33 protein-coding genes and 1 other annotated feature are annotated in these 26,316 nt (G+C 44.4%); all 33 genes read left to right on the top strand.

Annotated elements, in window-relative coordinates:
• Positions 1-2: 2 nt before the first annotated feature.
• The 33 genes from OTK50_RS19240 to rplX all read left to right on the top strand — a co-directional run bounded on the left by OTK50_RS19240 (position 3) and on the right by rplX (position 26,312).
• A complete protein-coding gene (locus tag OTK50_RS19240) occupies positions 3-434 on the top strand; it encodes a Mini-ribonuclease 3 (protein ID WP_003156412.1) in 432 nt (143 codons plus the stop codon).
• Complete coding sequence (gene rlmB / locus OTK50_RS19235; RefSeq protein ID WP_003156413.1) at positions 418-1,167, top strand: 23S rRNA (guanosine(2251)-2'-O)-methyltransferase RlmB; 750 nt, start codon at positions 418-420, stop codon at positions 1,165-1,167. Before OTK50_RS19240 ends, rlmB begins: the two co-directional genes overlap by 17 nt.
• 6 nt (positions 1,168-1,173) lie before the next feature.
• On the top strand, positions 1,174-1,686 hold the full coding sequence (gene rae1 / locus OTK50_RS19230; RefSeq protein WP_003156414.1) for a ribosome-dependent mRNA decay endonuclease Rae1/YacP: 513 nt from the start codon (positions 1,174-1,176) through the stop codon (positions 1,684-1,686).
• A 62-nt stretch (positions 1,687-1,748) separates the two neighbouring features.
• Positions 1,749-2,405 (top strand): RNA polymerase sporulation sigma factor SigH, encoded by a 657-nt coding sequence (sigH, locus tag OTK50_RS19225; protein WP_224223966.1) that lies wholly within the window; start codon positions 1,749-1,751, stop codon positions 2,403-2,405.
• Positions 2,406-2,490: 85 nt separating this feature from the next.
• On the top strand, positions 2,491-2,640 hold the full coding sequence (gene rpmG, locus OTK50_RS19220) for a 50S ribosomal protein L33 (RefSeq protein ID WP_003156421.1): 150 nt from the start codon (positions 2,491-2,493) through the stop codon (positions 2,638-2,640).
• A 32-nt stretch (positions 2,641-2,672) separates the two neighbouring features.
• Positions 2,673-2,852 carry a preprotein translocase subunit SecE gene (gene secE, locus OTK50_RS19215; protein ID WP_003156422.1) on the top strand — a complete coding sequence of 60 codons (180 nt, stop codon included), beginning with the start codon at positions 2,673-2,675 and terminating at the stop codon, positions 2,850-2,852.
• 166 nt (positions 2,853-3,018) lie between these two features.
• Complete coding sequence (gene nusG / locus OTK50_RS19210; RefSeq protein WP_003156423.1) at positions 3,019-3,552, top strand: transcription termination/antitermination protein NusG; 534 nt, start codon at positions 3,019-3,021, stop codon at positions 3,550-3,552.
• Positions 3,553-3,719: 167 nt separating this feature from the next.
• Positions 3,720-4,145: a 50S ribosomal protein L11 gene (rplK, locus tag OTK50_RS19205; RefSeq protein WP_003156430.1), complete on the top strand. Its 426-nt coding sequence runs from the start codon at positions 3,720-3,722 to the stop codon at positions 4,143-4,145.
• Between the two features lie 94 nt (positions 4,146-4,239).
• The gene (gene rplA / locus OTK50_RS19200; protein ID WP_003156431.1) at positions 4,240-4,938 is read left to right on the top strand and encodes a 50S ribosomal protein L1; all 699 of its coding nucleotides are present in this window, start codon (positions 4,240-4,242) and stop codon (positions 4,936-4,938) included.
• A 48-nt stretch (positions 4,939-4,986) separates the two neighbouring features.
• Positions 4,987-5,129 (top strand) — a sequence feature (ribosomal protein L10 leader region).
• Between the two features lie 63 nt (positions 5,130-5,192).
• Positions 5,193-5,693 (top strand): 50S ribosomal protein L10, encoded by a 501-nt coding sequence (gene rplJ, locus OTK50_RS19195; protein ID WP_007410396.1) that lies wholly within the window; start codon positions 5,193-5,195, stop codon positions 5,691-5,693.
• Between the two features lie 41 nt (positions 5,694-5,734).
• Positions 5,735-6,106 carry a 50S ribosomal protein L7/L12 gene (gene rplL / locus OTK50_RS19190; protein WP_003156436.1) on the top strand — a complete coding sequence of 124 codons (372 nt, stop codon included), beginning with the start codon at positions 5,735-5,737 and terminating at the stop codon, positions 6,104-6,106.
• A 91-nt stretch (positions 6,107-6,197) separates the two neighbouring features.
• On the top strand, positions 6,198-6,803 hold the full coding sequence (locus OTK50_RS19185; protein ID WP_224223967.1) for a class I SAM-dependent methyltransferase: 606 nt from the start codon (positions 6,198-6,200) through the stop codon (positions 6,801-6,803).
• Positions 6,804-7,047: 244 nt separating this feature from the next.
• Positions 7,048-10,629 carry a DNA-directed RNA polymerase subunit beta gene (rpoB, locus tag OTK50_RS19180; protein WP_003156440.1) on the top strand — a complete coding sequence of 1,194 codons (3,582 nt, stop codon included), beginning with the start codon at positions 7,048-7,050 and terminating at the stop codon, positions 10,627-10,629.
• A gap of 62 nt (positions 10,630-10,691) precedes the next feature.
• Entirely contained in the window at positions 10,692-14,291 is a 3,600-nt protein-coding gene (gene rpoC / locus OTK50_RS19175) for a DNA-directed RNA polymerase subunit beta' (RefSeq protein ID WP_007410398.1), read from the top strand.
• A gap of 168 nt (positions 14,292-14,459) precedes the next feature.
• Complete coding sequence (locus tag OTK50_RS19170) at positions 14,460-14,708, top strand: 50S ribosomal protein L7ae-like protein (RefSeq protein ID WP_003156443.1); 249 nt, start codon at positions 14,460-14,462, stop codon at positions 14,706-14,708.
• 115 nt (positions 14,709-14,823) lie between these two features.
• Positions 14,824-15,240 (top strand): 30S ribosomal protein S12, encoded by a 417-nt coding sequence (gene rpsL, locus OTK50_RS19165; RefSeq protein WP_003156445.1) that lies wholly within the window; start codon positions 14,824-14,826, stop codon positions 15,238-15,240.
• Between the two features lie 39 nt (positions 15,241-15,279).
• On the top strand, positions 15,280-15,750 hold the full coding sequence (gene rpsG / locus OTK50_RS19160) for a 30S ribosomal protein S7 (RefSeq protein ID WP_003156447.1): 471 nt from the start codon (positions 15,280-15,282) through the stop codon (positions 15,748-15,750).
• Between the two features lie 52 nt (positions 15,751-15,802).
• Entirely contained in the window at positions 15,803-17,881 is a 2,079-nt protein-coding gene (gene fusA, locus OTK50_RS19155) for an elongation factor G (protein ID WP_007410399.1), read from the top strand.
• 119 nt (positions 17,882-18,000) lie between these two features.
• The gene (gene tuf, locus OTK50_RS19150; protein ID WP_007410400.1) at positions 18,001-19,191 is read left to right on the top strand and encodes an elongation factor Tu; all 1,191 of its coding nucleotides are present in this window, start codon (positions 18,001-18,003) and stop codon (positions 19,189-19,191) included.
• Positions 19,192-19,294: 103 nt separating this feature from the next.
• Complete coding sequence (locus tag OTK50_RS19145) at positions 19,295-20,260, top strand: alpha/beta fold hydrolase (protein WP_020955221.1); 966 nt, start codon at positions 19,295-19,297, stop codon at positions 20,258-20,260.
• 248 nt (positions 20,261-20,508) lie between these two features.
• A complete protein-coding gene (rpsJ, locus tag OTK50_RS19140; RefSeq protein WP_003156464.1) occupies positions 20,509-20,817 on the top strand; it encodes a 30S ribosomal protein S10 in 309 nt (102 codons plus the stop codon).
• 39 nt (positions 20,818-20,856) lie between these two features.
• Positions 20,857-21,486, top strand: coding sequence for a 50S ribosomal protein L3 (rplC, locus tag OTK50_RS19135; protein WP_007410402.1), 630 nt, complete (start codon positions 20,857-20,859; stop codon positions 21,484-21,486).
• 27 nt (positions 21,487-21,513) lie between these two features.
• A complete protein-coding gene (gene rplD / locus OTK50_RS19130; protein ID WP_007615239.1) occupies positions 21,514-22,137 on the top strand; it encodes a 50S ribosomal protein L4 in 624 nt (207 codons plus the stop codon).
• Positions 22,137-22,424 carry a 50S ribosomal protein L23 gene (rplW, locus tag OTK50_RS19125; protein ID WP_003156467.1) on the top strand — a complete coding sequence of 96 codons (288 nt, stop codon included), beginning with the start codon at positions 22,137-22,139 and terminating at the stop codon, positions 22,422-22,424. Before rplD ends, rplW begins: the two co-directional genes overlap by 1 nt.
• A 31-nt stretch (positions 22,425-22,455) precedes the next feature.
• A complete protein-coding gene (gene rplB / locus OTK50_RS19120) occupies positions 22,456-23,289 on the top strand; it encodes a 50S ribosomal protein L2 (protein WP_003156470.1) in 834 nt (277 codons plus the stop codon).
• Positions 23,290-23,346: 57 nt separating this feature from the next.
• On the top strand, positions 23,347-23,625 hold the full coding sequence (gene rpsS, locus OTK50_RS19115) for a 30S ribosomal protein S19 (RefSeq protein WP_003156472.1): 279 nt from the start codon (positions 23,347-23,349) through the stop codon (positions 23,623-23,625).
• Between the two features lie 16 nt (positions 23,626-23,641).
• Positions 23,642-23,983 (top strand): 50S ribosomal protein L22, encoded by a 342-nt coding sequence (gene rplV / locus OTK50_RS19110; protein WP_003156475.1) that lies wholly within the window; start codon positions 23,642-23,644, stop codon positions 23,981-23,983.
• 3 nt (positions 23,984-23,986) lie between these two features.
• Positions 23,987-24,643 (top strand): 30S ribosomal protein S3, encoded by a 657-nt coding sequence (rpsC, locus tag OTK50_RS19105; protein ID WP_003156476.1) that lies wholly within the window; start codon positions 23,987-23,989, stop codon positions 24,641-24,643.
• 1 nt (position 24,644) lies between these two features.
• On the top strand, positions 24,645-25,079 hold the full coding sequence (gene rplP / locus OTK50_RS19100) for a 50S ribosomal protein L16 (RefSeq protein ID WP_003156478.1): 435 nt from the start codon (positions 24,645-24,647) through the stop codon (positions 25,077-25,079).
• Positions 25,069-25,269 (top strand): 50S ribosomal protein L29, encoded by a 201-nt coding sequence (gene rpmC, locus OTK50_RS19095; protein ID WP_003156482.1) that lies wholly within the window; start codon positions 25,069-25,071, stop codon positions 25,267-25,269. The genes rplP and rpmC overlap by 11 nt, the downstream gene beginning before the upstream one ends.
• 22 nt (positions 25,270-25,291) lie before the next feature.
• Positions 25,292-25,555 carry a 30S ribosomal protein S17 gene (gene rpsQ, locus OTK50_RS19090; protein ID WP_003156484.1) on the top strand — a complete coding sequence of 88 codons (264 nt, stop codon included), beginning with the start codon at positions 25,292-25,294 and terminating at the stop codon, positions 25,553-25,555.
• A gap of 40 nt (positions 25,556-25,595) precedes the next feature.
• Positions 25,596-25,964 carry a 50S ribosomal protein L14 gene (gene rplN / locus OTK50_RS19085; RefSeq protein WP_007410404.1) on the top strand — a complete coding sequence of 123 codons (369 nt, stop codon included), beginning with the start codon at positions 25,596-25,598 and terminating at the stop codon, positions 25,962-25,964.
• A 36-nt stretch (positions 25,965-26,000) separates the two neighbouring features.
• Positions 26,001-26,312 carry a 50S ribosomal protein L24 gene (gene rplX, locus OTK50_RS19080; protein ID WP_003156486.1) on the top strand — a complete coding sequence of 104 codons (312 nt, stop codon included), beginning with the start codon at positions 26,001-26,003 and terminating at the stop codon, positions 26,310-26,312.
• The last annotated feature ends 4 nt before the right edge of the window (positions 26,313-26,316 follow it).

Here is a 26,316-nt window from a genome sequence, read left to right as displayed (position 1 = left end):
GGATGCTTCAATTTGAACAAATCAAAGATTCAAAGCAGTTAAACGGTCTTGCGCTTGCTTATATGGGTGATGCCATTTTTGAAATATACGTCCGGCATCACCTGCTTAAGCAGGGCTTTACGAAACCGAATGACCTTCATAAGAAGGCGAGCCGGATTGTATCGGCAAAATCACAGGCAGACATATTGTTCCGCCTTCAGGACGAATCCTTTTTCACGGAGGAAGAGGAAGCCGTGCTGAGAAGAGGCAGAAACGCGAAATCAGGGACGACGCCTAAAAACACAGATGTACAGACGTACCGCCATAGTACAGCTTTTGAGGCTTTACTCGGATACCTTTTTCTTGAGAAAAGAGAAGAAAGACTGAATCAGCTGATTGCTGAGGCTATACAAGTCGGGACGTCAGGGAGGAAAACAAATGAGTCAGCAACATGATTACGTCATAGGAAAAAACGCTGTGATTGAGACGTTAAAGTCAGATCGCAAGCTGTATAAGTTATGGATGGCGGAAAACACAGTAAAAGGACAGGCGCAGCAAGTTATGGAGCTTGCTAAAAAGCGCGGCGTCACCATTCAATTTGTACCGAGGAAAAAACTCGATCAGATGGTGGAGGGGCAGCATCAGGGTGTTGTCGCCCAGGTGGCAGCATATGAATATGCACAATTAGACGAATTATATAAAAGAGCGGAAGAGAGAAACGAACAGCCTTTCTTTCTCATACTGGACGAGCTGGAAGACCCTCATAATCTCGGTTCCATCATGAGAACGGCTGACGCTGTCGGTGCACACGGCATCGTGATTCCGAAACGCAGAGCGGTCGGACTGACTTCGACAGTCGCAAAAGCTTCGACCGGTGCGATTGAACACATTCCCGTCGTGAAGGTGACCAACCTTGCCCGGACACTTGATGAAATGAAGGAGCGGGGGATTTGGGTCGTCGGAACGGATGCATCCGCCCGGGAAGACTACCGCTCTATGGACGGCAAGATGCCTTTGGCGCTCGTTATCGGAAGCGAAGGCAGAGGAATGGGCCGGCTTGTGAAAGAGAAATGTGATTTTCTCATTAAGCTTCCGATGGCCGGAAAAGTCACGTCTTTGAATGCGTCGGTAGCGGCCGGCCTTCTCATGTATGAAGTCTACCGGAAGCGCAATCCTTTAGGGGAATGAAGACAGATGGACATCCTGTTAGTAGACGGATACAACATGATTGGAGCTTGGCCGCAGCTAAAGGATTTAAAAGCGAACAGTTTTGAAGAAGCGAGAGATGTACTGATCCAGAAGATGGCGGAATATCAGTCCTACACGGGAATCAGAGTCATTGTGGTGTTTGACGCACACCTGGTAAAAGGCATAGAGAAAAAACAAACGAATCATAGAGTCGAAGTGATTTTCACACGGGAGAATGAGACGGCGGATGAGCGGATCGAGAAGCTTGCCCAGGCGCTGAATAATATTGCGACACAGATTCATGTCGCAACCTCCGACTATACGGAGCAGTGGGCGATTTTCGGACAAGGGGCTCTCCGTAAATCCGCCCGGGAGCTCCTGAGGGAAGTGGATACGATAGAACGCCGGATTCAAAGGCGGGTTTCAAAGATCACTTCTGAAAAACCACCGGGTAAAATCGAGCTGTCCGAAGAGGTTTTGAAAACGTTTGAAAAGTGGCGCCGAGGCGGTCTGGATTAGGTTGACGCTTTTTCGCCCATTAATGTATAATATTTCTATCTACGTGCGCCGGGGGGATCGCAGTGAATCTACAGAACAGCAAGGGAAAGTTCAACAAAGTGCAATTTTGCCAGTTGGAGGACGAGCAGGTCATTGAAAAGGTTCATGTTGGGGATAGTGATGCGTTAGATTACTTGATTACGAAGTACCGTAATTTTGTACGGGCGAAAGCAAGGTCTTATTTTTTAATAGGGGCCGACAGAGAAGATATTGTACAGGAAGGGATGATAGGCTTATATAAGTCTATCCGAGACTTTAGAGAGGACAAGCTTACTTCATTTAAAGCTTTTGCAGAATTATGCATTACCCGCCAGATTATTACCGCAATAAAGACAGCTACCCGTCAGAAACACATTCCTTTAAATTCCTATGTTTCTTTAGACAAACCTATTTTTGATGAAGAATCTGACAGAACACTGCTTGATGTCATTTCAGGCGCTAAAACGTTAAATCCTGAAGAGATGATTATTAATCAGGAAGAATTTGATGATATCGAACTGAAAATGGGAGAACTGCTGAGCGATCTGGAGAGAAAGGTGCTTGTTTTGTACTTGGATGGAAGAAGTTACCAAGAGATTTCAGATGACTTAAACCGACACGTAAAATCAATCGATAATGCCCTGCAGCGCGTGAAGCGCAAGCTTGAAAAATATTTAGAAATAAGAGAGATCAGCCTGTAGCAGGTTTCTGTGTCATATTGACAGAATTTTTCTGACTGTGCTATTTTATTAAGATAAATGAATGTTTAGGAAAAGGTGTAACGACATGAGAAAAAAGATTACGCTGGCATGCAAAACATGCGGAAATCGTAATTATACGACAATGAAAAGCTCTGCATCAGCGGCTGAGCGGTTAGAAGTTAAGAAGTACTGCAGCACTTGCAATTCACATACAGCTCATTTAGAAACAAAATAGTGTTCGCTTTTTAAATTGTGGAGGTCTTTTACATGCGCATGATGAGTTTCTTTAAAGATGTTGGGAAAGAAATGAAAAAGGTTAGCTGGCCTAAAGGCAAAGAGTTAACGCGCTATACGATCACGGTGATTTCAACGGTTATCTTTTTTGTTATCTTTTTTGCCCTCCTTGATACAGGAATTTCTCAATTAATTCGTTTAATAGTTGAATAATGATCAGCAATACGTGCTATAATAGATCATAATATCGTTTGCCAAAACCCGTTCAGCGGGTTTTTTATTGTGTTGTTGAAAAAGGATTCATAGGCCCTGAGCCTATTTTTTGTTTTACACTTCATTTTTAAATGCGGGGAGGGAAGGACTGCAGAGTCCTGATAGAATGGAAAAGAATTGGTATGTTGTTCATACGTATTCCGGTTATGAAAACAAAGTAAAAGCAAACCTTGAAAAACGTGTGGAATCAATGGGAATGCAGGATAAAATTTTCCGCGTTGTCGTCCCTGAAGAAGAAGAGACTGATATTAAGAACGGCAAGAAAAAAGTAGTCAAAAAGAAAGTGTTCCCGGGTTATGTGCTTGTTGAAATCGTCATGACTGATGATTCCTGGTATGTGGTCCGCAACACGCCGGGCGTTACCGGATTCGTCGGATCAGCCGGTTCAGGCTCAAAGCCGACTCCGCTTCTTCCTGGCGAAGCGGAAACCATCTTAAAACGCATGGGCATGGATGAGCGGAAAACCGACATTGATTTTGAATTGAATGAGACAGTCAAAGTCATAGACGGACCTTTCGCCAACTTTACAGGATCAATTGAAGAGATTGATTATGATAAGAGCAAAGTGAAAGTATTCGTTAACATGTTCGGCCGTGAAACGCCGGTTGAACTGGAATTTACCCAGATCGACAAATTGTAATGTGAAAAAACTTGAAATTGCTATATATTAATGATAATATAGCAAAGGTACGTCTTGGACTAATCCAAGGCAGCTAGCTTGATATTTCGTCATTCATATAAAGAATGAAACCTTGAGTGGGAGGGTTTACCCTATTACCACATCACGGACTTAAGGAGGTGTGTCTCGTGGCTAAAAAAGTAGTAAAAGTTGTAAAATTGCAAATTCCTGCTGGAAAAGCTAACCCAGCGCCGCCAGTTGGACCTGCACTAGGTCAAGCCGGTGTAAATATCATGGGATTCTGTAAGGAGTTTAACGCTCGTACAGCTGACCAAGCTGGTTTAATCATTCCTGTTGAAATTTCGGTTTACGAAGACCGTTCATTTACATTTATTACAAAAACTCCGCCTGCTGCAGTATTGCTTAAAAAAGCAGCTGGAATTGAGTCTGGTTCTGGTGAACCAAACCGTAATAAAGTGGCAACCGTTAAGCGCGATAAGGTTCGCGAAATCGCTGAAACGAAAATGCCTGACTTAAACGCAGCAGACGTTGAAGCGGCAATGCGCATGGTTGAAGGTACTGCCCGCAGTATGGGTATCGTTATCGAGGATTAATTTGTTTCTTGTCGGGTTGCGAGTTTTCACAAGTTCGCAACCCTTATTCGTGGGAGGTTATTCCGCTATAACCACATAAGGAGGAAATTTTAAAATGGCTAAAAAAGGTAAAAAGTACGTTGAAGCTGCGAAGCTTGTAGACCGTGCGAAAGCTTACGACGTCGCTGAAGCAGTGGCGCTTACTAAAAAAACAAACACAGCTAAATTCGACGCTACAGTTGAAGTTGCTTTTCGTTTAGGGGTTGACCCTCGTAAAAACGATCAGCAAATCCGCGGTGCAGTTGTACTTCCTAACGGAACTGGTAAAACTCAGCGCGTGCTTGTATTCGCTAAAGGCGAAAAAGCAAAAGAAGCTGAAGCTGCCGGTGCAGACTACGTTGGCGATTCTGATTACATCGCGAAAATCCAGCAAGGCTGGTTCGAATTCGATGTAATCGTTGCGACTCCTGACATGATGGGTGAAGTCGGTAAAATCGGCCGTGTGCTTGGACCAAAAGGTCTTATGCCAAACCCTAAAACAGGAACTGTTACATTCGAAGTAGAAAAAGCAATCGGCGAAATCAAAGCTGGTAAAGTAGAATACCGCGTTGACAAAGCTGGTAACATCCATGTTCCGATCGGAAAAGTTTCTTTCGAGGATGAAAAACTTGTTGAGAACTTCACAACAATGTATGATACAATCCTGAAAGCAAAACCGGCTGCGGCTAAAGGTGTTTACGTGAAAAACGTTGCCGTTACTTCTACTATGGGCCCTGGTGTCAAAGTAGACGCTTCTACTTTCAACGTAAAATAATATTTGACTTTAGATCAGCATTCTGATATGATTCAAAATGTTGTAAAATATAATATGTCATTTATACCGTAGACAGCAGGGGCCGTTAAGGCTTAATATCCTGCCGAGGTGTATATATATCACAGCTATTACGTTACGTATGCTTGTATATACAGCCTCCATGTCCACATGGAGGCTTTTTATATGAAATCGTCGTCACAGTCGTGATCACCTAGCGGTATAAGTGTTACACAAAATCTACAGGAGGTGTAACCATGAGCAGCGCAATTGATACAAAAAAAGTTGTTGTTGAAGAGATTGCTTCTAAACTGAAAGAAAGCAAATCAACGATCATCGTTGACTACCGCGGACTTAACGTTTCTGAAGTAACTGAACTCCGTAAACAGCTTCGCGAAGCTAACGTAGAGTTCAAAGTGTACAAAAACACAATGACTCGCCGTGCGGTTGAACAAGCTGAACTTGATGGTTTGAATGATGTCTTAACTGGACCGAATGCGATCGCATTCAGTACTGAAGATGTTATCGCTCCGGCCAAAGTTCTTAACGAGTTCGCGAAAAATCACGAAGCTCTGGAAATCAAAGCGGGCGTTATCGAAGGAAAAGTATCTTCTGTTGAAGAAGTGAAAGCTCTTGCTGAACTTCCTTCACGCGATGGCTTACTTTCTATGTTGCTTAGCGTACTTCAAGCTCCAGTTCGCAACCTTGCACTTGCAGCTAAAGCAGTTGCAGACCAAAAGGAAGAACAAGGCGCTTAATCTGATTTTACCCTAAAATAAAACAAATGGAGGAATTTCAAATGGCTTTAAATATCGAAGAAATCATTGCTTCCGTTAAAGAAGCAACTGTACTTGAATTGAACGACCTAGTAAAAGCAATCGAAGAAGAATTTGGCGTAACTGCTGCTGCTCCTGTAGCTGTAGCTGGCGGAGCTGCTGCTGGCGGCGCTGCTGAAGAGCAAAGCGAATTCGACCTTATCCTTGCTGGTGCAGGTTCTCAGAAAATCAAAGTTATCAAAGTTGTTCGTGAAATCACTGGTCTTGGCTTGAAAGAAGCTAAAGAACTTGTTGACAACACTCCAAAACCACTTAAAGAAGGTATTGCGAAAGAAGAAGCTGAAGAGCTTAAAGCTAAACTTGAAGAAGTTGGCGCTTCTGTAGAAGTTAAGTAATCTTCACTTGCCTGTAGGGGAAGCTCGCTTTTATGAGGCGGGCTTTTTCTTTGCTTTTCTTTAAGTGCCATTAAAAAAGGAGGTTCTAATAATGAGTGAACACTATTATTCAGAAAAACCTTCAGTTAAAAGCGATAAACAGACATGGTCATTTACACTGCGGAACAGATCTTATACATTCACAAGTGACAGCGGCGTTTTCTCGAAAAAGGAAGTTGATTTCGGTTCGCGTCTCTTAATTGAAGCGTTTGAAGAGCCGGAGATCGACGGTGACTTCCTGGATGCAGGCTGCGGTTACGGCCCGATCGGTCTGTCGCTCGCCGGTGCATTTACAGACCGGACCGTGCACATGATTGACGTGAATGAAAGAGCCGTAGAGCTGTCAAATGAAAATGCAGAAAAAAACGGAATAAAAAACGTTCGGATTTATCAGAGTGATTTATTTTCAAATATTGATTCTGCTCAAACATTTGCTTCTATTTTTACAAACCCCCCAATCCGCGCCGGAAAAAAAGTTGTCCATGCCATTTTTGAAAAAAGCGCTGAGCATTTAAGGGCTTCAGGTGAATTGTGGATCGTTATACAGAAAAAACAGGGCGGGCCTTCTGCCATTGAAAAACTGAAGGAGCTTTTTGACGAAGTTTCTGTGGTTCAAAAAAAGAAAGGCTATTATATCATAAAAGCAAAAAAAGTTTGACTTGAATTTTCAGCTATGTTAATATTGTAAAATGCCAATGTATATATTTTGCATGATATGCTGAAATAATCATAGTGCATGTATAAATTATACAAACATGGAAATGCTAATAAAATCGGTATTTGTTTTTGGATGTGGTTTTCTTAATTAGAAACCCTTTTTTCTTTTGTCTTGTAAAAGTATTTCTTTATCGTAAGAGATGCTTATTACACATATAATACGCATGATTTGAGGGGTGAATCAGTTGACAGGTCAACTAGTTCAGTATGGACGACACCGCCAGCGCAGAAGCTATGCTCGCATTAGCGAAGTGTTAGAATTACCAAATCTCATTGAAATTCAAACCTCTTCTTATCAGTGGTTTCTTGATGAGGGTCTTAGAGAGATGTTTCAAGACATATCACCAATTGAGGATTTCACTGGTAACCTCTCTCTAGAGTTCATTGACTACAGTTTAGGAGATCCTAAGTATCCCGTTGAAGAGTCAAAAGAACGTGATGTGACTTACTCAGCTCCGCTGAGAGTGAAGGTTCGTTTAATTAACAAAGAAACTGGAGAGGTAAAAGACCAGGATGTCTTCATGGGTGATTTCCCTATTATGACAGATACCGGTACTTTTATCATCAACGGTGCAGAACGTGTTATCGTATCTCAGCTTGTTCGGTCTCCAAGTGTATATTTCAGTGGTAAAGTAGACAAAAACGGTAAAAAAGGTTTTACCGCGACTGTCATTCCAAACCGTGGCGCATGGTTAGAATACGAAACTGATGCGAAAGATGTTGTGTATGTCCGCATTGATCGCACACGTAAGTTGCCGGTTACGGTTCTTTTGCGTGCTCTCGGCTTCGGTTCCGACCAAGAGATTCTCGATCTCATTGGTGAGAACGAATATCTCCGCAATACACTGGATAAGGACAACACTGAAAACAGTGACAAAGCGCTTCTTGAAATCTATGAGCGCCTTCGTCCCGGAGAGCCGCCTACAGTAGAAAACGCAAAAAGCTTGCTGGATTCCCGTTTCTTCGATCCGAAGCGATACGACCTTGCGAATGTAGGACGCTATAAAATTAATAAAAAGCTTCATATCAAGAACCGCCTGTTTAACCAGCGCCTTGCAGAAACACTGGTGGATCCGGAAACCGGTGAAATTCTCGCTGAAAAAGGGCAGATTCTTGACAGAAGAACACTTGATAAAGTACTGCCATACTTAGAAAATGGAATCGGCTTCAGAAAACTTTATCCTAACGGCGGCGTTGTCGAGGATGAAGTGATGCTTCAATCCATTAAAATCTATGCTCCTACCGATGCAGAAGGAGAGCAGACGATCAATGTGATCGGCAATGCTTACATCGAAGAAGCGATTAAAAACATTACGCCTGCTGATATTATTTCTTCTATCAGCTACTTCTTCAACCTCCTGCACGGAGTGGGCGACACTGATGATATCGACCATCTCGGAAACCGCCGTCTGCGTTCTGTAGGTGAGCTCCTGCAAAATCAATTCCGTATCGGTTTAAGCCGGATGGAACGTGTCGTACGTGAAAGAATGTCTATTCAAGACACAAATACAATTACGCCGCAGCAGCTGATTAACATCAGACCTGTTATTGCGTCTATTAAAGAGTTCTTCGGAAGCTCACAGCTTTCTCAATTCATGGATCAGACGAACCCGCTTGCTGAATTGACGCACAAACGCCGTCTGTCAGCTCTCGGACCGGGCGGTTTGACACGTGAGCGCGCAGGTATGGAAGTACGTGACGTTCACTACTCTCACTATGGCCGTATGTGTCCGATTGAAACGCCTGAGGGCCCGAACATCGGTTTGATCAACTCATTGTCATCATTTGCGAAAGTAAACCGCTTTGGTTTCATTGAGACGCCATACCGCCGCGTTGATCCTGAAACAGGAAAAGTAACGCCTAGAATCGACTACCTGACTGCTGATGAAGAGGATAACTATGTCGTAGCCCAAGCGAATGCTAAGCTGAGCGATGACGGTTCTTTCTTGGATGACAGCATCGTAGCGCGTTTCAGAGGGGAAAACACCGTTGTAGCCCGCAACCGCGTGGATTACATGGACGTATCTCCTAAACAGGTTGTATCTGCTGCGACAGCATGTATTCCGTTCTTGGAAAACGATGACTCGAACCGCGCCCTCATGGGAGCGAACATGCAGCGTCAGGCTGTGCCTTTGATGCAGCCGGAAGCTCCGATCGTCGGAACGGGTATGGAATACGTATCCGGTAAAGACTCCGGTGCAGCCGTTATTTGTAAACACCCTGGTATCGTTGAACGGGTGGAAGCGAAAAACGTATGGGTGCGCCGCTATGAAGAAATTGACGGCCAAAAAGTAAAAGGCAACCTGGATAAGTACAGCTTGCTGAAATTTGTCCGCTCCAACCAAGGTACGTGCTACAACCAGCGTCCGATCGTCAGTGTCGGCGATGAAGTAGTCAAAGGAGAAATCCTTGCTGACGGACCTTCAATGGAGCTTGGCGAACTTGCTCTCGGCCGTAACGTAATGGTCGGCTTCATGACATGGGATGGTTATAACTATGAGGATGCCATCATCATGAGTGAACGCCTTGTGAAAGATGATGTATACACATCTATTCACATTGAAGAATATGAATCAGAAGCACGTGATACAAAGCTTGGGCCTGAAGAGATCACCCGCGATATTCCAAACGTAGGGGAAGACGCGCTTCGCAATCTTGATGACCGCGGAATTATCCGTATTGGTGCGGAAGTCAACGACGGAGACCTTCTCGTAGGTAAAGTAACGCCTAAAGGTGTAACTGAGCTTACGGCTGAAGAACGCCTTCTGCATGCGATCTTTGGAGAAAAAGCGCGTGAAGTCCGTGATACTTCTCTCCGTGTGCCTCACGGCGGCGGCGGAATTATCCACGACGTAAAAGTCTTCAACCGTGAAGACGGCGACGAACTTCCTCCGGGAGTGAACCAGCTTGTACGCGTATATATCGTTCAGAAACGTAAGATTTCTGAAGGTGATAAAATGGCCGGACGTCACGGAAACAAAGGGGTTATTTCGAAGATTCTTCCTGAAGAAGATATGCCTTACCTTCCTGACGGCACGCCGATCGATATCATGCTTAACCCGCTGGGTGTACCATCACGTATGAATATCGGTCAGGTATTAGAACTTCACATGGGTATGGCTGCCCGCTACCTCGGCATTCACATCGCGTCACCTGTATTTGACGGCGCGCGTGAAGAAGATGTATGGGAAACACTTGAAGAAGCAGGCATGTCAAGAGACGCTAAAACAGTTCTTTATGACGGCCGTACGGGAGAACCGTTTGACAACCGTGTATCTGTCGGAATCATGTACATGATCAAACTGGCGCACATGGTTGATGATAAACTTCATGCCCGTTCTACAGGTCCTTACTCACTTGTTACGCAGCAGCCTCTCGGCGGTAAAGCCCAATTCGGCGGACAGCGTTTCGGTGAGATGGAGGTTTGGGCGCTTGAAGCTTACGGCGCAGCTTACACGCTTCAAGAAATCCTGACTGTGAAGTCCGATGACGTGGTCGGACGTGTGAAAACATATGAAGCCATCGTCAAAGGCGACAATGTTCCAGAGCCTGGTGTTCCGGAATCATTCAAAGTATTGATCAAAGAGCTTCAAAGCTTAGGTATGGACGTAAAAATCCTTTCAGGCGATGAAGAAGAAATAGAAATGAGAGATCTAGAAGACGAGGAAGATGCGAAACAAGCTGACGGCCTTGCATTATCAGGTGATGAAGCGCCGGAAGAAACAGCATCTCCAGACGTTGAACGTGACGCAGTAACGAAAGAATAGTCTCTGATTGATAAAGGCAAGTGACATCGGTTAATCCGAAGATAAAAAGGGAGGTAGGCCCCTTGCTAGATGTGAACAATTTTGAGTATATGAACATCGGTCTTGCTTCACCGGATAAAATCCGTTCATGGTCTTTTGGTGAAGTGAAAAAGCCTGAAACGATAAACTATCGTACATTGAAACCTGAAAAGGACGGCCTGTTCTGTGAACGCATTTTCGGACCGACTAAGGACTGGGAATGTCATTGCGGCAAGTACAAGCGGGTTCGTTATAAAGGCGTAGTTTGTGACCGTTGCGGAGTTGAAGTAACGCGGGCTAAAGTCCGTCGTGAGAGAATGGGGCATATTGAACTGGCTGCCCCGGTTTCTCACATTTGGTATTTCAAAGGTATTCCGAGCCGTATGGGTCTTGTATTGGATATGTCACCGCGTGCGCTGGAAGAAGTTATTTACTTTGCTTCTTACGTCGTAACTGACCCGGCCAATACACCGCTCGAAAAGAAACAGCTTTTATCTGAAAAGGAATACCGTGCGTATCTGGATAAGTACGGAAACAAATTCCAAGCCTCTATGGGTGCGGAAGCCATTAATAAACTTCTGCAGGACATCGACCTTGTCAAAGAAGTTGATATGTTAAAAGAAGAGCTGAAGACTTCTCAGGGACAGCGCCGCACACGTGCGATCAAACGCCTTGAAGTGCTTGAAGCCTTCCGTAATTCAGGAAACAAGCCGTCTTGGATGATCCTCGACGTGCTTCCGGTTATTCCGCCTGAATTAAGACCGATGGTTCAGCTTGACGGCGGACGTTTCGCAACGTCTGACCTGAACGACCTTTACCGTCGTGTCATCAACCGTAATAACCGTTTAAAACGTCTGTTAGACCTCGGCGCGCCAAGCATCATCGTTCAGAACGAAAAACGTATGCTTCAGGAAGCAGTCGATGCTCTGATTGACAACGGACGCCGCGGCCGTCCGGTTACCGGACCGGGTAACCGTCCGCTTAAATCTCTTTCTCACATGCTGAAAGGGAAACAAGGGCGTTTCCGTCAGAACCTTCTCGGTAAACGTGTAGACTACTCAGGACGTTCCGTTATCGTCGTAGGTCCGCATCTGAAAATGTATCAGTGCGGTTTGCCGAAGGAAATGGCGCTTGAGCTCTTCAAGCCTTTCGTCATGAAAGAGCTTGTTGAAAAAGGCCTTGCTCACAATATCAAGAGCGCAAAACGCAAAATCGAACGCGTGCAGCCTGAAGTATGGGATGTACTTGAATCTGTCATTAAGGAGCATCCGGTCTTACTGAACCGTGCCCCTACTCTTCACAGATTAGGTATCCAGGCTTTCGAACCGACGCTTGTTGAAGGACGCGCCATCCGTCTTCACCCGTTAGTATGTACAGCTTATAACGCTGACTTTGACGGTGACCAAATGGCGGTTCACGTACCTTTATCAGCTGAGGCTCAAGCTGAGGCGCGCATTCTGATGCTTGCGGCCCAAAACATCTTGAACCCTAAAGATGGTAAACCGGTTGTTACGCCGTCTCAGGATATGGTATTAGGAAACTACTACCTGACGCTTGAGCGCGCGGGAGCAGTCGGCGAGGGTATGGTTTTCAAAAATACGGACGAAGCGCTTCTTGCTTATCAAAACGGTTATGTTCACCTTCATACGAGAGTAGCTGTTGCAGCGAACTCCCTTAAGAATGTGACATTTACTGAAGAACAGCGTTCAAAATTGTTAATTACAACTGTCGGTAAGCTCGTCTTCAATGAAATTCTTCCGGAATCATTCCCTTACATGAATGAACCAACGAAGAGCAACATTGAAGAGAAGACACCTGACCGTTTCTTCTTAGATAAAGGTGCTGACGTAAAAGCTGTGATTGCTGAGCAGCCGATCAACGCACCGTTTAAAAAAGGCATTCTCGGTAAAATCATCGCGGAAATCTTTAAACGATTCCATATCACGGAAACGTCTAAAATGCTTGACCGCATGAAAAACCTCGGTTTCAGATATTCAACGAAAGCCGGCATCACAGTAGGGGTTTCTGATATCGTCGTTCTCGATGACAAACAGGAAATCCTTGAAGAAGCACAAAGCAAAGTTGATAATGTCCTGAAACAGTTCAGACGCGGTTTAATCACCGAAGAAGAACGTTATGAAAGAGTCATTTCAATTTGGAGTTCAGCGAAAGATGTTATCCAAGGCAAATTGATGAAATCATTAGACGAAGTCAACCCGATCTACATGATGAGTGACTCAGGAGCCCGTGGTAACGCATCTAACTTTACACAGCTTGCGGGTATGCGAGGCCTGATGGCCAACCCGGCTGGACGAATCATTGAATTGCCGATTAAATCAAGTTTCCGTGAAGGTCTGACAGTATTGGAGTACTTTATCTCCACTCACGGTGCGCGTAAAGGTCTTGCCGATACCGCCCTGAAAACAGCTGACTCAGGTTACCTTACACGCCGTCTTGTTGATGTTGCGCAGGATGTTATCATTCGTGAAACAGATTGCGGAACAGACCGCGGTATTCTTGCAAAACCGCTCAAAGAAGGCACGGAAATCATCGAGCGCCTGGAAGAGCGTCTGATCGGACGTTTCGCCAGAAAACAGATCAAACATCCTGAAACGGGTGCTGTGCTCATTAACGAAAATGAATTGATCGATGAAGATAAAGCGCTGGAAATCGTTGAAGCCGGAATCGAAGAGGTGTGGATCCGTTCCGCGTTCACATGTAACACTCCTCATGGTGTATGTAAACGATGCTACGGACGTAACCTTGCAACCGGAACTGATGTTGAAGTCGGCGAAGCAGTAGGTATTATCGCCGCTCAATCTATCGGTGAGCCTGGAACACAGTTAACAATGCGTACGTTCCACACAGGCGGGGTTGCCGGAGACGATATCACACAAGGTCTTCCGCGTATCCAAGAGCTTTTCGAAGCGCGTAATCCGAAAGGTCAAGCGACGATTTCTGAGATTGACGGTACAATTGCCGAAATCAATGAAGTCCGCGACAAACAGCAGGAGATTGTTGTTCAGGGCGCTGTTGAGACACGTTCATACACGGCACCTTACAACTCACGCCTGAAAGTGGCTGAGGGTGATCAGATTACCCGCGGTCAAGTGCTGACAGAAGGTTCTATCGATCCGAAAGAACTTCTTAAAGTCACTGACCTGACAACGGTTCAGGAATATCTTCTGCATGAGGTTCAGAAGGTTTACCGTATGCAGGGGGTTGAAATCGGCGATAAACACGTAGAAGTAATGGTTCGCCAGATGCTTCGCAAAGTCCGTGTGATCGATGCCGGAGATACTGATGTTCTCCCTGGCACATTGCTTGATATTCACCAATTTACAGAAGCGAACAAAAAAGTGTTGCTTGAAGGCAATCGACCTGCTACAGGCCGCCCTGTCCTTCTCGGTATCACAAAAGCTTCACTCGAGACGGATTCATTCTTGTCTGCCGCATCATTCCAAGAAACAACACGTGTTCTTACAGATGCTGCGATTAAAGGCAAGCGCGATGAACTTCTCGGCCTGAAAGAGAATGTTATCATCGGTAAACTGGTTCCGGCCGGTACCGGTATGATGAATTACAGAAAAGTAAAACCTGTTTCAAACGTTCAGCCTTCGGAAGATATGGTTCCGGCTGAATAATAGAAACTGCTGCAGGAAAGGCTGTTTCGACAGCTTTTCCTCAGTATTACAATTATTCTGGCGGGGGACTGCACTAAAAAATGTCATACATTGTTGACATCCGTCCCGCAGAGTGATAATATAACCAAGGTGCTCGAAATAAAACCTGTTACTTTGGAGGATATGTTTATGTCTTATGATAAAGTATCACAGGCCAAATCAATTATTATTGGTACGAAGCAAACAGTGAAAGCTCTAAAACGAGGTTCAGTGAAGGAAGTCGTCGTGGCAAAAGACGCGGATTCAGTTCTTACAGCTGGCGTTATCCAGCTTGCAAAGAACCAAAATACCGCTGTCTGTATGGTGGATTCCATGAAAAAGCTCGGCAAAGCCTGCGGAATTGAAGTGGGAGCAGCAGCTGTTGCCATTATGTTATAGCGTACTTTTTGTTTTTATATAAGATATCATTCTTGTGTAAAGACATTGTTTTTTGCCTAATGATGAACCACCTGGGTATGTGGGTTATAAAACGTAATGAAGGGAGGAACACAACATGCCTACAATTAATCAGCTAATTCGCAAGGGACGCGTGAGCAAAGTTGAAAACTCTAAGTCACCTGCACTAAACAAAGGATACAACAGCTTTAAAAAAGAGCACACTAACGTATCTTCTCCACAAAAACGCGGGGTATGTACTCGTGTGGGTACAATGACACCGAAAAAACCGAACTCAGCACTTCGTAAATATGCTCGTGTTCGTTTGACTAACGGAATCGAGGTTACTGCCTACATTCCTGGTATCGGTCACAACCTGCAAGAGCACAGCGTTGTACTGATCCGCGGCGGACGTGTAAAAGACTTACCGGGGGTACGCTACCACATCGTTCGTGGCGCGCTTGATACTGCCGGAGTTGAAAACCGTGCGCAAGGCCGTTCTAAATACGGTACGAAACGTCCTAAAGCAAAGTAATCAAATAAATCATTAAAACTATGAAGGGAGGATATTCAGATGCCACGTAAAGGTCCTGTAGCAAAAAGAGATGTTTTACCTGATCCGCTTTACAACTCTAAGCTGGTATCCCGCCTGATCAACAAAATGATGATCGACGGTAAAAAAGGTAAATCTCAAACAATCCTATACAAGTCATTCGATATCATTAAAGAACGCACTGGCAATGATGCAATGGAGGTTTTCGAACAAGCATTGAAAAACATCATGCCTGTACTTGAAGTAAAAGCACGCCGTGTAGGTGGAGCTAACTACCAAGTGCCTGTAGAAGTTCGTCCTGAACGCCGTACAACTCTTGGTCTTCGCTGGTTGGTTAACTATGCGCGTCTTCGCGGAGAAAAAACAATGGAAGAGCGCCTTGCTAACGAAATTCTTGATGCAGCTAACAACACTGGTGCTGCCGTTAAGAAACGTGAAGACACTCACAAGATGGCAGAAGCGAACAAAGCATTTGCTCATTACCGCTGGTAGGATTCATATAATCAAAATAATAATTCCCTAATAAGGAAGGAGAAATTACCCAATGGCAAGAGAGTTCTCCTTAGAAAAAACTCGTAATATCGGGATCATGGCTCACATCGATGCCGGTAAAACGACTACTACAGAACGGATCTTGTTCTACACAGGCCGTATCCACAAAATTGGCGAAACTCACGAAGGTGCTTCGCAAATGGACTGGATGGAGCAGGAACAAGAACGCGGTATCACAATCACTTCTGCAGCAACGACTGCACAGTGGAAAGGTTACCGTGTAAACATCATCGATACACCGGGACACGTAGACTTCACAGTTGAAGTTGAACGTTCACTCCGTGTACTTGATGGTGCGGTTGCCGTACTTGATGCTCAATCAGGTGTTGAGCCTCAGACAGAAACAGTATGGCGCCAAGCAACAACTTACGGAGTACCGCGTGTTGTATTTGTCAACAAAATGGACAAAATCGGCGCAGACTTCCTTTACTCTGTAGGCACTTTAAGAGACCGTCTTCAAGCTAACGCTCACGCAATTCAATTGCCGATCGGCGCTGAAGACAACTTCGAAGGTATTATCGACTTAGTAGAAAACGTTGCGTATTTCTACGAAGATGACCTTGGAACTCGTTCAGATGCGAAAGAAATCCCTGAAGAGTACAAAGAACAAGCTGAAGAGCTTCGCAGCAGCCTGATTGAAGCTGTAGCTGAGCTTGATGAAGAGCTTATGGAAAAGTACCTTGAAGGTGAAGAAATCACTATCCCTGAACTGAAAGCTGCTATCCGTAAAGGTACACTGAATGTTGAATTCTACCCTGTACTTGTTGGTTCTGCTTTCAAAAACAAAGGTGTTCAGCTTGTACTTGATGCTGTTCTTGACTACCTTCCTGCGCCAACTGATGTTGCTGCAATCAAAGGTGTACGTCCTGACACAGATGAAGAGATCGTTCGTCATTCTTCTGATGAAGAGCCATTCTCTGCACTTGCATTTAAAGTTATGACTGACCCTTATGTCGGTAAGCTGACATTCTTCCGCGTATATTCCGGTACACTTGATTCCGGTTCATATGTAAAGAACTCTACAAAAGGCAAGCGTGAGCGCGTAGGACGTATCCTTCAAATGCACGCTAACAGCCGTGAAGAGATCTCTACTGTTTACGCTGGAGACATCGCAGCTGCTGTAGGTCTAAAAGATACTTCTACTGGAGATACTCTATGTGATGAGAAGGATCTTGTAATCCTTGAATCAATGGAATTCCCAGAGCCTGTTATCGACGTAGCGATTGAGCCTAAATCAAAAGCTGACCAAGATAAAATGGGTATCGCTTTAGCGAAACTTGCTGAAGAAGATCCTACATTCCGTACACAAACTAACCCTGAAACGGGTCAAACAATCATCTCTGGTATGGGTGAGCTTCACCTTGATATCATTGTTGATCGTATGAAGCGTGAGTTCAAAGTTGAAGCTAACGTTGGTGCTCCTCAAGTTGCGTACCGTGAGACATTCCGTACCGGTGCAAAAGTTGAAGGTAAATTCGTACGTCAATCAGGCGGACGCGGTCAGTTCGGTCACGTTTGGATCGAATTTGAACCGAACGAAGAAGGCGCTGGCTTTGAATTCGAAAACGCAATCGTCGGTGGTGTTGTTCCTCGTGAATACATCCCAGCCGTACAAGCAGGTCTTGAAGACTCTCTTGAAAATGGTGTCCTAGCCGGATTCCCGCTAATCGACATCAAGGCGAAACTTTTTGATGGATCTTACCATGATGTTGACTCAAACGAAATGGCGTTTAAAGTCGCTGCTTCTATGGCATTGAAAAATGCAGTCAGCAAATGTAACCCAGTTCTTCTTGAACCAATCATGAAAGTTGAAGTTGTTATTCCTGAAGAATACATGGGAGACATCATGGGTGATGTTACTTCTCGTCGCGGACGCGTAGAAGGTATGGAAGCTCGCGGTAACGCTCAAGTTGTGCGTGCGATGGTACCTCTTGCTGAAATGTTCGGTTACGCTACTGCCCTTCGTTCTAACACGCAAGGACGCGGTACGTTCACAATGTTCATGGATCACTACGAAGAAGTGCCGAAGAGCATCGCTGAAGAAATTATCAAAAAAAATAAAGGCGAATAATTGATTTTGCCACTTAACTCAAGTATAACTACTATTGTAAGATGAGGAAGTGAGAGCTTGCTTTCACTTTCTATCACTCTATACATTACTAATTAAAAGCTCTTAAGGAGGATTTTAGAATGGCTAAAGAAAAATTCGACCGTTCCAAATCACATGCCAATATCGGTACAATTGGACACGTTGACCATGGTAAAACAACATTAACTGCTGCTATCTCAACAGTACTTCATAAGAAATCTGGTAAAGGTACAGCTATGGCGTACGATCAAATTGATGGTGCTCCAGAAGAACGTGAGCGCGGTATCACAATCTCTACTGCACACGTTGAGTACGAAACTGACACTCGTCACTATGCACACGTTGACTGCCCAGGACACGCTGACTATGTTAAAAACATGATCACTGGTGCTGCGCAAATGGACGGAGCTATCCTTGTAGTATCTGCTGCTGATGGCCCAATGCCACAAACTCGTGAGCACATCCTTCTTTCTAAAAACGTTGGTGTACCATACATCGTAGTATTCCTTAACAAATGCGACATGGTAGACGACGAAGAGCTTCTTGAGCTTGTTGAAATGGAAGTTCGCGATCTTCTTAGCGAATACGACTTCCCTGGTGATGATGTACCAGTTGTTAAAGGTTCTGCTCTTAAAGCTCTTGAAGGTGACGCTGAGTACGAAGAAAAAATTCTTGAACTTATGGCTGCAGTTGACGAGTACATCCCAACTCCAGAACGCGACACTGACAAACCATTCATGATGCCAGTTGAGGACGTATTCTCAATCACTGGTCGTGGTACAGTTGCTACTGGCCGTGTAGAACGCGGACAAGTTAAAGTCGGTGACGAAGTTGAAATCATCGGTCTTCAAGAAGAAAACAGCAAAACAACTGTGACAGGTGTTGAAATGTTCCGTAAGCTTCTTGACTATGCTGAAGCTGGAGACAACATCGGTGCACTTCTTCGCGGTGTAGCTCGTGAAGACATCCAACGTGGACAAGTACTTGCTAAACCAGGTACAATCACTCCACACAGCAAATTCAAAGCTGAAGTTTACGTTCTTTCTAAAGAAGAGGGTGGACGTCATACTCCATTCTTCTCTAACTACCGTCCTCAGTTCTACTTCCGTACAACTGACGTAACTGGTATCATCAATCTTCCAGAAGGCGTAGAAATGGTTATGCCTGGAGATAACACTGAAATGATCGTTGAACTTATCTCTACAATCGCTATCGAAGAAGGAACTCGTTTCTCTATTCGTGAAGGCGGACGTACAGTTGGTTCAGGCGTTGTTTCTACAATCACTGAGTAATCGACTCGTTCATTAATGCGGGGTCCCTTATGGGGCCTCGTTTTTTTGTTTCCCCGCTGATTCCATGTATAATAGAACGTATACAAATTTTAGGAGCAGACCGATGAACGATAACTTCAAGAAAACCAATCGTATTTCAATGCTTCAGCAATTGCTGATTAATGGCAGTGAACAAACCATTATGATTAATGGTGATGACAGGAGTAATCCGCTGCTTTTGTTTTTGCACGGCGGTCCCGGCACTCCTCAAATCGGCTATGCGAGAAAATACCAGAATAAGCTGGAAAAGCATTTCACCGTTGTGAACTGGGATCAGAGAGGGGCGGGTCTCTCTTATTCAAAGGAAATTCCGGGCTCATCTATGACCTTGGATCAGCTGACAGCCGATACCATTCATTTGACCGAACGCTTATGCAAGCAATTCAGCAGGCAAAAAATATATATCGCCGGCTATTCGTGGGGGTCAGTTCTGGCGCTTCATGTTCTTCAAGAGAGACCTGATTTGTATTATGCGTATATCGGTATCAGTCAGGTGGTTAATATTCAAAAGGAAGAATCGGAAGCTTACCGGCTGATGCTGGAATGGAGCAGGCGACGCAAACATTTCCTGCTGGAAAAGACGCTGCGCTTTATCGGAGCGCCTCCATGGGAGAAACAGCTGCAGCGAACGTTGTTTCTGCTTTGTATCGAGATGAGGGGAGGGGGCTTTACCCATCATCCGATCGGCGCTCTTAAAGCAGGGGGGCGAATGCTGTTTGGTGAACCGTACGGTGTGAGGGGGAGCTTCTTAGCCGCGCGGGGACAAATGTTCAGCCTGAAACACCTGTGGGAGGATCTCATTTTCTTTAATGCCGGGGAATCAGTTTCTTCTATTATAATACCGTGCTGTTTTATGTCAGGGAGATACGATTTGACGGTCCCGGGGACGACGTCTTATGAATATTATCAGAAGGTTGATGCGCCGTATAAAGAATGGCATTGGTTTGAGAACTCAGCCCATTCGCCTCACTTGGAGGAACCGGATCGCTTTGCCGAAGTTGTCAGCCGGTTCGCATCGTTCCATCTCTGAAAGAAAACAGGCATATCCTTGATTAATCATGGTATCACCTGTATAATAATCAAAGTGTGAAAACCACAAGGTTCTTTAAATAAACCTTGCAACATGCGTCTATTTTCTGTATAATAGTGTATGTTGGTCTTTGACTGCGATGAAGTGAGAGGTTGCTGACACACCCGGCCGCTTTGCCATGGCAAGGTGATCAGGTTTTTCTCACGGAGAACTGTCTAACGTGATGTAGGCGAAAAGGAGGGAAAATAATGGCAAAACAAAAAATTCGTATTCGTTTAAAAGCATATGATCATAGAATCCTTGATCAATCTGCAGAGAAGATTGTTGAAACGGCAAAACGTTCTGGTGCCAGCGTATCTGGTCCGATTCCGTTGCCAACTGAAAAATCAGTTTACACAATCCTTCGTGCGGTGCACAAATACAAAGATTCTCGTGAGCAATTTGAAATGCGTACACATAAACGTTTAATCGACATTGTGAACCCAACACCACAAACTGTTGATGCTCTCATGCGATTAGACTTACCATCTGGTGTCGATATCGAAATCAAACTTTAATTCTAAAATATAGAATGATCTTAATAGGAGGTGTGACGAATGACCAAAGGAATCTTAGGAAGAAAAATTGGTATGACGCAAGTATTCGCAGAGAACGGTGATCTTATCCCGGTAACTGTTATTGAAGCAGCTCCAAACGTTGTTCTTCAAAAGAAAACAGCTGAAAACGATGGCTATGAAGCGATCCAGCTTGGTTTTGACGATAAGCGTGAAAAGCTTTCAAACAAACCGGAAAAAGGACACGTTGCAAAAGCGGAAACTGCTCCTAAGCGCTTCGTTAAAGAATTACGCGGCGTGGATATGGATGCGTATGAAATTGGTCAGGAAGTCAAGGTTGAAATTTTCTCTGCAGGAGAAATCGTAGATGTAACAGGAGTATCTAAAGGTAAAGGTTTCCAAGGTGCAATCAAGCGCCACGGACAATCTCGCGGACCTATGTCTCACGGTTCACGCTACCACCGTCGTCCTGGTTCAATGGGACCTGTAGATCCTAACCGTGTATTCAAAGGTAAACTATTACCTGGACGCATGGGCGGAGATCAAATCACTGTCCAAAACCTTGAAATCGTAAAAGTAGATGCTGAGCGCAATCTTCTTTTGATTAAAGGTAACGTGCCTGGTGCGAGAAAAACTTTAATCACTGTTAAAAGTGCTGTTAAATCTAAATAAGTCTCTTAGGAAAGGAGGAAATTGATCATGCCAAAAGTAGCATTATACAACCAAAACGGTTCTACTGCTGGTGATATCGAATTAAACGCGTCTGTATTTGGAATTGAGCCAAATGAGAGCGTAGTATTCGACGCTATTCTTATGCAAAGAGCTTCCTTACGTCAAGGATCTCACAAAGTAAAAAATCGTTCTGAAGTACGCGGCGGAGGTCGCAAACCATGGCGTCAAAAAGGTACAGGTCGTGCCCGTCAAGGTTCAATCCGTTCACCGCAATGGCGCGGAGGTGGTGTCGTATTCGGCCCAACACCACGCAGCTATTCTTACAAATTACCTAAAAAAGTTCGCCGCTTGGCAATCAAATCAGTATTGTCTTCTAAAGTGAACGACAACAACATTATTGTTCTTGAAGATCTTACTCTTGATACGGTTAAAACAAAAGAAATGGCAGCTATCCTTAAAGGATTATCTGTTGAGAAAAAAGCTTTAATCGTAACTGCGGATGCAAACGAAGCAGTATCTCTTTCTGCACGCAACATCCCTGGAGTTACAGTTGTTCAAGCTAACGGAATCAACGTGTTAGACGTTGTCAACCACGAGAAGCTTCTGATTACAAAAGCTGCGGTTGAAAAAGTAGAGGAGGTGCTTGCATAATGAAAGATCCTCGTGATGTTCTTAAGCGCCCCGTCATTACTGAACGTTCTGCTGATTTAATGACTGAAAAGAAATATACTTTTGAAGTTGATGTAAGAGCTAATAAAACAGAAGTGAAAGATGCAGTTGAAAGTATCTTTGGAGTGAAAGTTGACAAAGTCAACATCATGAACTACAAAGGGAAATCAAAACGTGTCGGCCGCTACACTGGTATGACTAGCCGTCGCAGAAAAGCGATCGTAAAACTTACTGCAGACAGCAAAGAAATCGAAATTTTTGAAGCTTAATTATCTGTAAAAAGAAGGAGGGAAATTCAAAATGGCGATTAAAAAGTATAAACCGACCTCTAACGGACGTCGTGGCATGACAACTTCAGATTTTGCTGAAATCACGACTGACCAGCCGGAAAAATCCTTGCTTGCGCCCCTTCACAAAAAAGGCGGACGTAACAACCAAGGTAAATTGACTGTACGTCACCAAGGTGGCGGACACAAACGCCAATACCGTGTTATCGACTTCAAACGCGATAAAGATGGTATACCTGGACGCGTTGCTACAGTTGAGTACGATCCAAACCGTTCAGCTAACATTGCACTAATCAACTATGTAGACGGAGAAAAACGTTACATTCTTGCACCAAAAGGAATTCAAGTAGGTACTGAAATCATGTCCGGCCCTGAAGCTGACATCAAAGTAGGTAACGCACTTCCGCTTATCAACATCCCTGTTGGTACAGTTGTGCATAACATTGAATTAAAACCTGGTAAAGGCGGACAGCTTGTACGTTCAGCTGGTACATCTGCTCAGGTTCTTGGTAAAGAAGGCAAATACGTTCTTGTACGTCTTAACTCTGGTGAAGTTCGCATGATCCTTTCTGCTTGCCGCGCTTCTATCGGTCAAGTAGGTAACGAGCAGCATGAACTTATCAACGTTGGTAAAGCAGGACGCTCTCGCTGGAAAGGCATCCGCCCTACAGTCCGCGGTTCTGTAATGAACCCTAACGATCACCCGCACGGTGGTGGTGAAGGTCGCGCGCCAATCGGACGCAAATCACCAATGTCTCCTTGGGGCAAACCGACTCTTGGATTCAAGACACGTAAGAAAAAGAACAAATCTGATAAATTTATCGTACGTCGTCGTAAAAATAAATAACGGGGTTGTCTACGGTTCATTTCGGACCGTAGTGCAATCACGAAGGGAGGTTCCAAAATGGCTCGCAGCTTGAAAAAAGGACCATTTGTCGATGGACACTTGATGACAAAAATCGAGAAATTAAATGAAACGGACAAGAAACAAGTTGTAAAAACTTGGTCTCGCCGTTCAACTATTTTCCCACAATTTATCGGTCACACTATCGCAGTATATGACGGACGTAAACACGTGCCTGTATTCATTTCTGAAGACATGGTAGGCCACAAGTTGGGCGAATTCGCACCGACTCGTACTTACAAAGGCCACGCCAGTGACGATAAAAAAACAAGACGCTAAGAGAGGAGGCTTTTAAATGCAAGCTAAAGCTGTTGCAAGAACAGTCCGTATTGCTCCTCGTAAAGCACGTCTAGTAATGGACCTGATTCGAGGTAAGCAAGTAGGCGAAGCAGTATCTATCCTGAACTTAACTCCGAGAGCTGCTTCTCCGATCATCGAAAAAGTTTTAAAATCTGCTATCGCAAATGCTGAGCACAACTACGAGATGGACGCTAACAATCTGGTTATTTCTCAGGCATTTGTTGACGAAGGCCCAACGTTAAAAAGATTCCGCCCGCGTGCTATGGGACGTGCGAGCCAAATCAACAAACGTACGAGCCACATTACAATCGTTGTATCAGAAAAGAAGGAGGGATAAGTAGTGGGTCAAAAGGTAAATCCAGTCGGTCTTCGTATCGGAGTCATTCGTGATTGGGAATCTAAGTGGTACGCTGGTAAAGATTACGCTGACTTCCTGCACGAAGATTTAAAAATTCGTGAATTCATTAGCAAACGCCTTTCTGACGCTTCTGTTTCTAAAGTAGAAATCGAGCGCGCAGCAAACCGCGTTAACATTACGATCCACACTGCTAAGCCTGGTATGGTAATCGGTAAAGGCGGATCTGAAGTTGAAGCACTTCGTAAAGCCCTTAACAGCCTTACTGGCAAGCGTGTACACATTAACATTCTTGAAATCAAAAGAGCAGATCTTGATGCTCAGCTTGTAGCTGACAACATCGCTCGTCAACTAGAAAACCGTATTTCTTTCCGCCGTGCGCAGAAACAACAAATCCAACGCACTATGCGTGCTGGAGCACAAGGTGTGAAAACAATGGTTTCCGGCCGTCTTGGCGGAGCTGACATTGCTCGTTCTGAATACTACAGTGAAGGAACTGTTCCATTGCACACTTTGCGTGCTGACATCGACTATGCAACATCTGAAGCTGACACAACTTACGGTAAGCTTGGTGTAAAAGTCTGGATCTATCGTGGAGAGGTTCTTCCTACTAAGAAGAAAACTGAGGAAGGAGGAAAATAATATGTTATTACCAAAACGCGTTAAATATCGCAGAGAGCATCGCGGAAAAATGCGCGGTCGCGCTAAAGGCGGTACTGAAGTACATTTTGGTGAGTACGGTATCCAGGCTCTTGAAGCTTCTTGGATCACGAACCGCCAAATCGAAGCTGCACGTATTGCGATGACTCGTTACATGAAACGTGGCGGTAAAGTTTGGATTAAAATTTTCCCTTCAAAACCTTACACTGCTAAACCGCTTGAGGTACGGATGGGTTCCGGTAAAGGGGCTCCTGAAGGCTGGGTAGCTGTTGTAAAACCGGGCAAAGTTTTATTTGAAATTTCTGGTGTGTCTGAAGAGGTAGCTCGTGAAGCTCTTCGCCTTGCATCTCACAAATTGCCAATTAAAACGAAGTTCGTAAAACGTGAAGAAATTGGTGGTGAATCAAATGAAAGCTAATGAAATTCGTGACCTTACCACTGCTGAAATTGAACAAAAAGTAAAGTCTCTTAAAGAAGAACTTTTCAATCTTCGCTTTCAATTAGCGACAGGACAACTTGAAAATACTGCTCGCATTCGTGAAGTGCGCAAAGCTATCGCGCGCATGAAAACTGTGATTCGTGAAAGAGAAATTGCTGCCAACAAATAATCACTGAGGGGAGGTCGTGAGCATGAGCGAACGTAACCAACGCAAAGTTTACCAAGGCCGTGTTGTTTCTGACAAAATGGATAAAACCATCACTGTTGTTGTTGAAACATACAAAAAGGATCCTATTTACGGTAAACGCGTAAAATACTCGAAGAAATTCAAAGCACATGATGAAAATAACCAAGCTAAAATCGGAGACATCGTAAAGATCATGGAAACTCGTCCATTATCTGCAACTAAGCGTTTTCGTCTAGTAGAAGTTGTCGAAGAAGCTGTTATTATCTAATAAAGTTCGGAATTCTTTTTCCGAAGGGAGGTAACAAATAATGATTCAACAAGAGACTCGTTTAAAAGTTGCTGACAACTCCGGTGCGCGTGAGGTACTTACTATTAAAGTTCTTGGCGGTTCTGGACGTAAAACGGCTAACATTGGTGATGTAATTGTTTGCACGGTTAAACAAGCAACACCAGGAGGCGTTGTCAAAAAAGGTGAAGTCGTAAGAGCTGTTATCGTTCGCACAAAAAGCGGAGCACGCAGAACTGACGGATCATACATCAGCTTCGATGAGAATGCATGTGTTATCATCCGTGACGACAAGAGCCCGCGTGGAACTCGTATCTTCGGACCGGTTGCCCGTGAATTACGTGAAAACAACTTCATGAAAATTGTTTCTCTGGCTCCAGAAGTTATCTAATGAAATAAATGCCTTACTCAAGGAGGTGCGATCAGGATGCATGTGAAAAAAGGCGATAAAGTAATGGTTATCTCTGGTAAAGATAAAGGCAAACAAGGTACGATCCTTGCTGCTTTCCCTAAAAAGGACCGCGTTCTAGTTGAGGGCGTAAACATGGTGAAGAAGCACTCTAAACCAACTCAAGCAAACCCTCAAGGCGGTATTTCTAATCAAGAGGCGCCAATTCATGTATCAAACGTTATGCCGCTCGATCCTAAAACAGGTGAAGTGACTCGCGTAGGATACAAAGTGGAAGATGGCAAAAAAGTTCGTGTTGCAAAAAAATCTGGGCAAGTCTTAGATAAATAGTATT

Source organism: Bacillus sp. NEAU-CP5 (assembly GCF_026420705.1).
In the GTDB taxonomy this organism is placed as follows: Bacteria; Bacillota; Bacilli; order Bacillales; family Bacillaceae; genus Bacillus; species Bacillus velezensis.
The sequence above is the reverse complement of the archived record's forward strand: the minus strand, read 5'-3'. Positions and strand labels throughout refer to the sequence as shown.

Excerpts from the sequence above, each read along its gene's own strand:
- OTK50_RS19240 (WP_003156412.1), top strand. The coding sequence starts at position 3 with ATGCTTCAATTTGAACAAATCAAAGATTCAAAGCAGTTAAACGGTCTT.
- rlmB (WP_003156413.1), top strand. The coding sequence starts at position 418 with ATGAGTCAGCAACATGATTACGTCATAGGAAAAAACGCTGTGATTGAG.
- rae1 (WP_003156414.1), top strand. The coding sequence starts at position 1,174 with ATGGACATCCTGTTAGTAGACGGATACAACATGATTGGAGCTTGGCCG.
- rpmG (WP_003156421.1), top strand. The coding sequence starts at position 2,491 with ATGAGAAAAAAGATTACGCTGGCATGCAAAACATGCGGAAATCGTAAT.
- secE (WP_003156422.1), top strand. The coding sequence starts at position 2,673 with ATGCGCATGATGAGTTTCTTTAAAGATGTTGGGAAAGAAATGAAAAAG.
- nusG (WP_003156423.1), top strand. The coding sequence starts at position 3,019 with ATGGAAAAGAATTGGTATGTTGTTCATACGTATTCCGGTTATGAAAAC.
- rplA (WP_003156431.1), top strand. The coding sequence starts at position 4,240 with ATGGCTAAAAAAGGTAAAAAGTACGTTGAAGCTGCGAAGCTTGTAGAC.
- rplJ (WP_007410396.1), top strand. The coding sequence starts at position 5,193 with ATGAGCAGCGCAATTGATACAAAAAAAGTTGTTGTTGAAGAGATTGCT.
- rplL (WP_003156436.1), top strand. The coding sequence starts at position 5,735 with ATGGCTTTAAATATCGAAGAAATCATTGCTTCCGTTAAAGAAGCAACT.
- OTK50_RS19185 (WP_224223967.1), top strand. The coding sequence starts at position 6,198 with ATGAGTGAACACTATTATTCAGAAAAACCTTCAGTTAAAAGCGATAAA.
- OTK50_RS19170 (WP_003156443.1), top strand. The coding sequence starts at position 14,460 with ATGTCTTATGATAAAGTATCACAGGCCAAATCAATTATTATTGGTACG.
- rpsL (WP_003156445.1), top strand. The coding sequence starts at position 14,824 with ATGCCTACAATTAATCAGCTAATTCGCAAGGGACGCGTGAGCAAAGTT.
- rpsG (WP_003156447.1), top strand. The coding sequence starts at position 15,280 with ATGCCACGTAAAGGTCCTGTAGCAAAAAGAGATGTTTTACCTGATCCG.
- fusA (WP_007410399.1), top strand. The coding sequence starts at position 15,803 with ATGGCAAGAGAGTTCTCCTTAGAAAAAACTCGTAATATCGGGATCATG.
- tuf (WP_007410400.1), top strand. The coding sequence starts at position 18,001 with ATGGCTAAAGAAAAATTCGACCGTTCCAAATCACATGCCAATATCGGT.
- OTK50_RS19145 (WP_020955221.1), top strand. The coding sequence starts at position 19,295 with ATGAACGATAACTTCAAGAAAACCAATCGTATTTCAATGCTTCAGCAA.
- rpsJ (WP_003156464.1), top strand. The coding sequence starts at position 20,509 with ATGGCAAAACAAAAAATTCGTATTCGTTTAAAAGCATATGATCATAGA.
- rplC (WP_007410402.1), top strand. The coding sequence starts at position 20,857 with ATGACCAAAGGAATCTTAGGAAGAAAAATTGGTATGACGCAAGTATTC.
- rplD (WP_007615239.1), top strand. The coding sequence starts at position 21,514 with ATGCCAAAAGTAGCATTATACAACCAAAACGGTTCTACTGCTGGTGAT.
- rplW (WP_003156467.1), top strand. The coding sequence starts at position 22,137 with ATGAAAGATCCTCGTGATGTTCTTAAGCGCCCCGTCATTACTGAACGT.
- rplB (WP_003156470.1), top strand. The coding sequence starts at position 22,456 with ATGGCGATTAAAAAGTATAAACCGACCTCTAACGGACGTCGTGGCATG.
- rpsS (WP_003156472.1), top strand. The coding sequence starts at position 23,347 with ATGGCTCGCAGCTTGAAAAAAGGACCATTTGTCGATGGACACTTGATG.
- rplV (WP_003156475.1), top strand. The coding sequence starts at position 23,642 with ATGCAAGCTAAAGCTGTTGCAAGAACAGTCCGTATTGCTCCTCGTAAA.
- rplP (WP_003156478.1), top strand. The coding sequence starts at position 24,645 with ATGTTATTACCAAAACGCGTTAAATATCGCAGAGAGCATCGCGGAAAA.
- rpmC (WP_003156482.1), top strand. The coding sequence starts at position 25,069 with ATGAAAGCTAATGAAATTCGTGACCTTACCACTGCTGAAATTGAACAA.
- rpsQ (WP_003156484.1), top strand. The coding sequence starts at position 25,292 with ATGAGCGAACGTAACCAACGCAAAGTTTACCAAGGCCGTGTTGTTTCT.
- rplN (WP_007410404.1), top strand. The coding sequence starts at position 25,596 with ATGATTCAACAAGAGACTCGTTTAAAAGTTGCTGACAACTCCGGTGCG.
- rplX (WP_003156486.1), top strand. The coding sequence starts at position 26,001 with ATGCATGTGAAAAAAGGCGATAAAGTAATGGTTATCTCTGGTAAAGAT.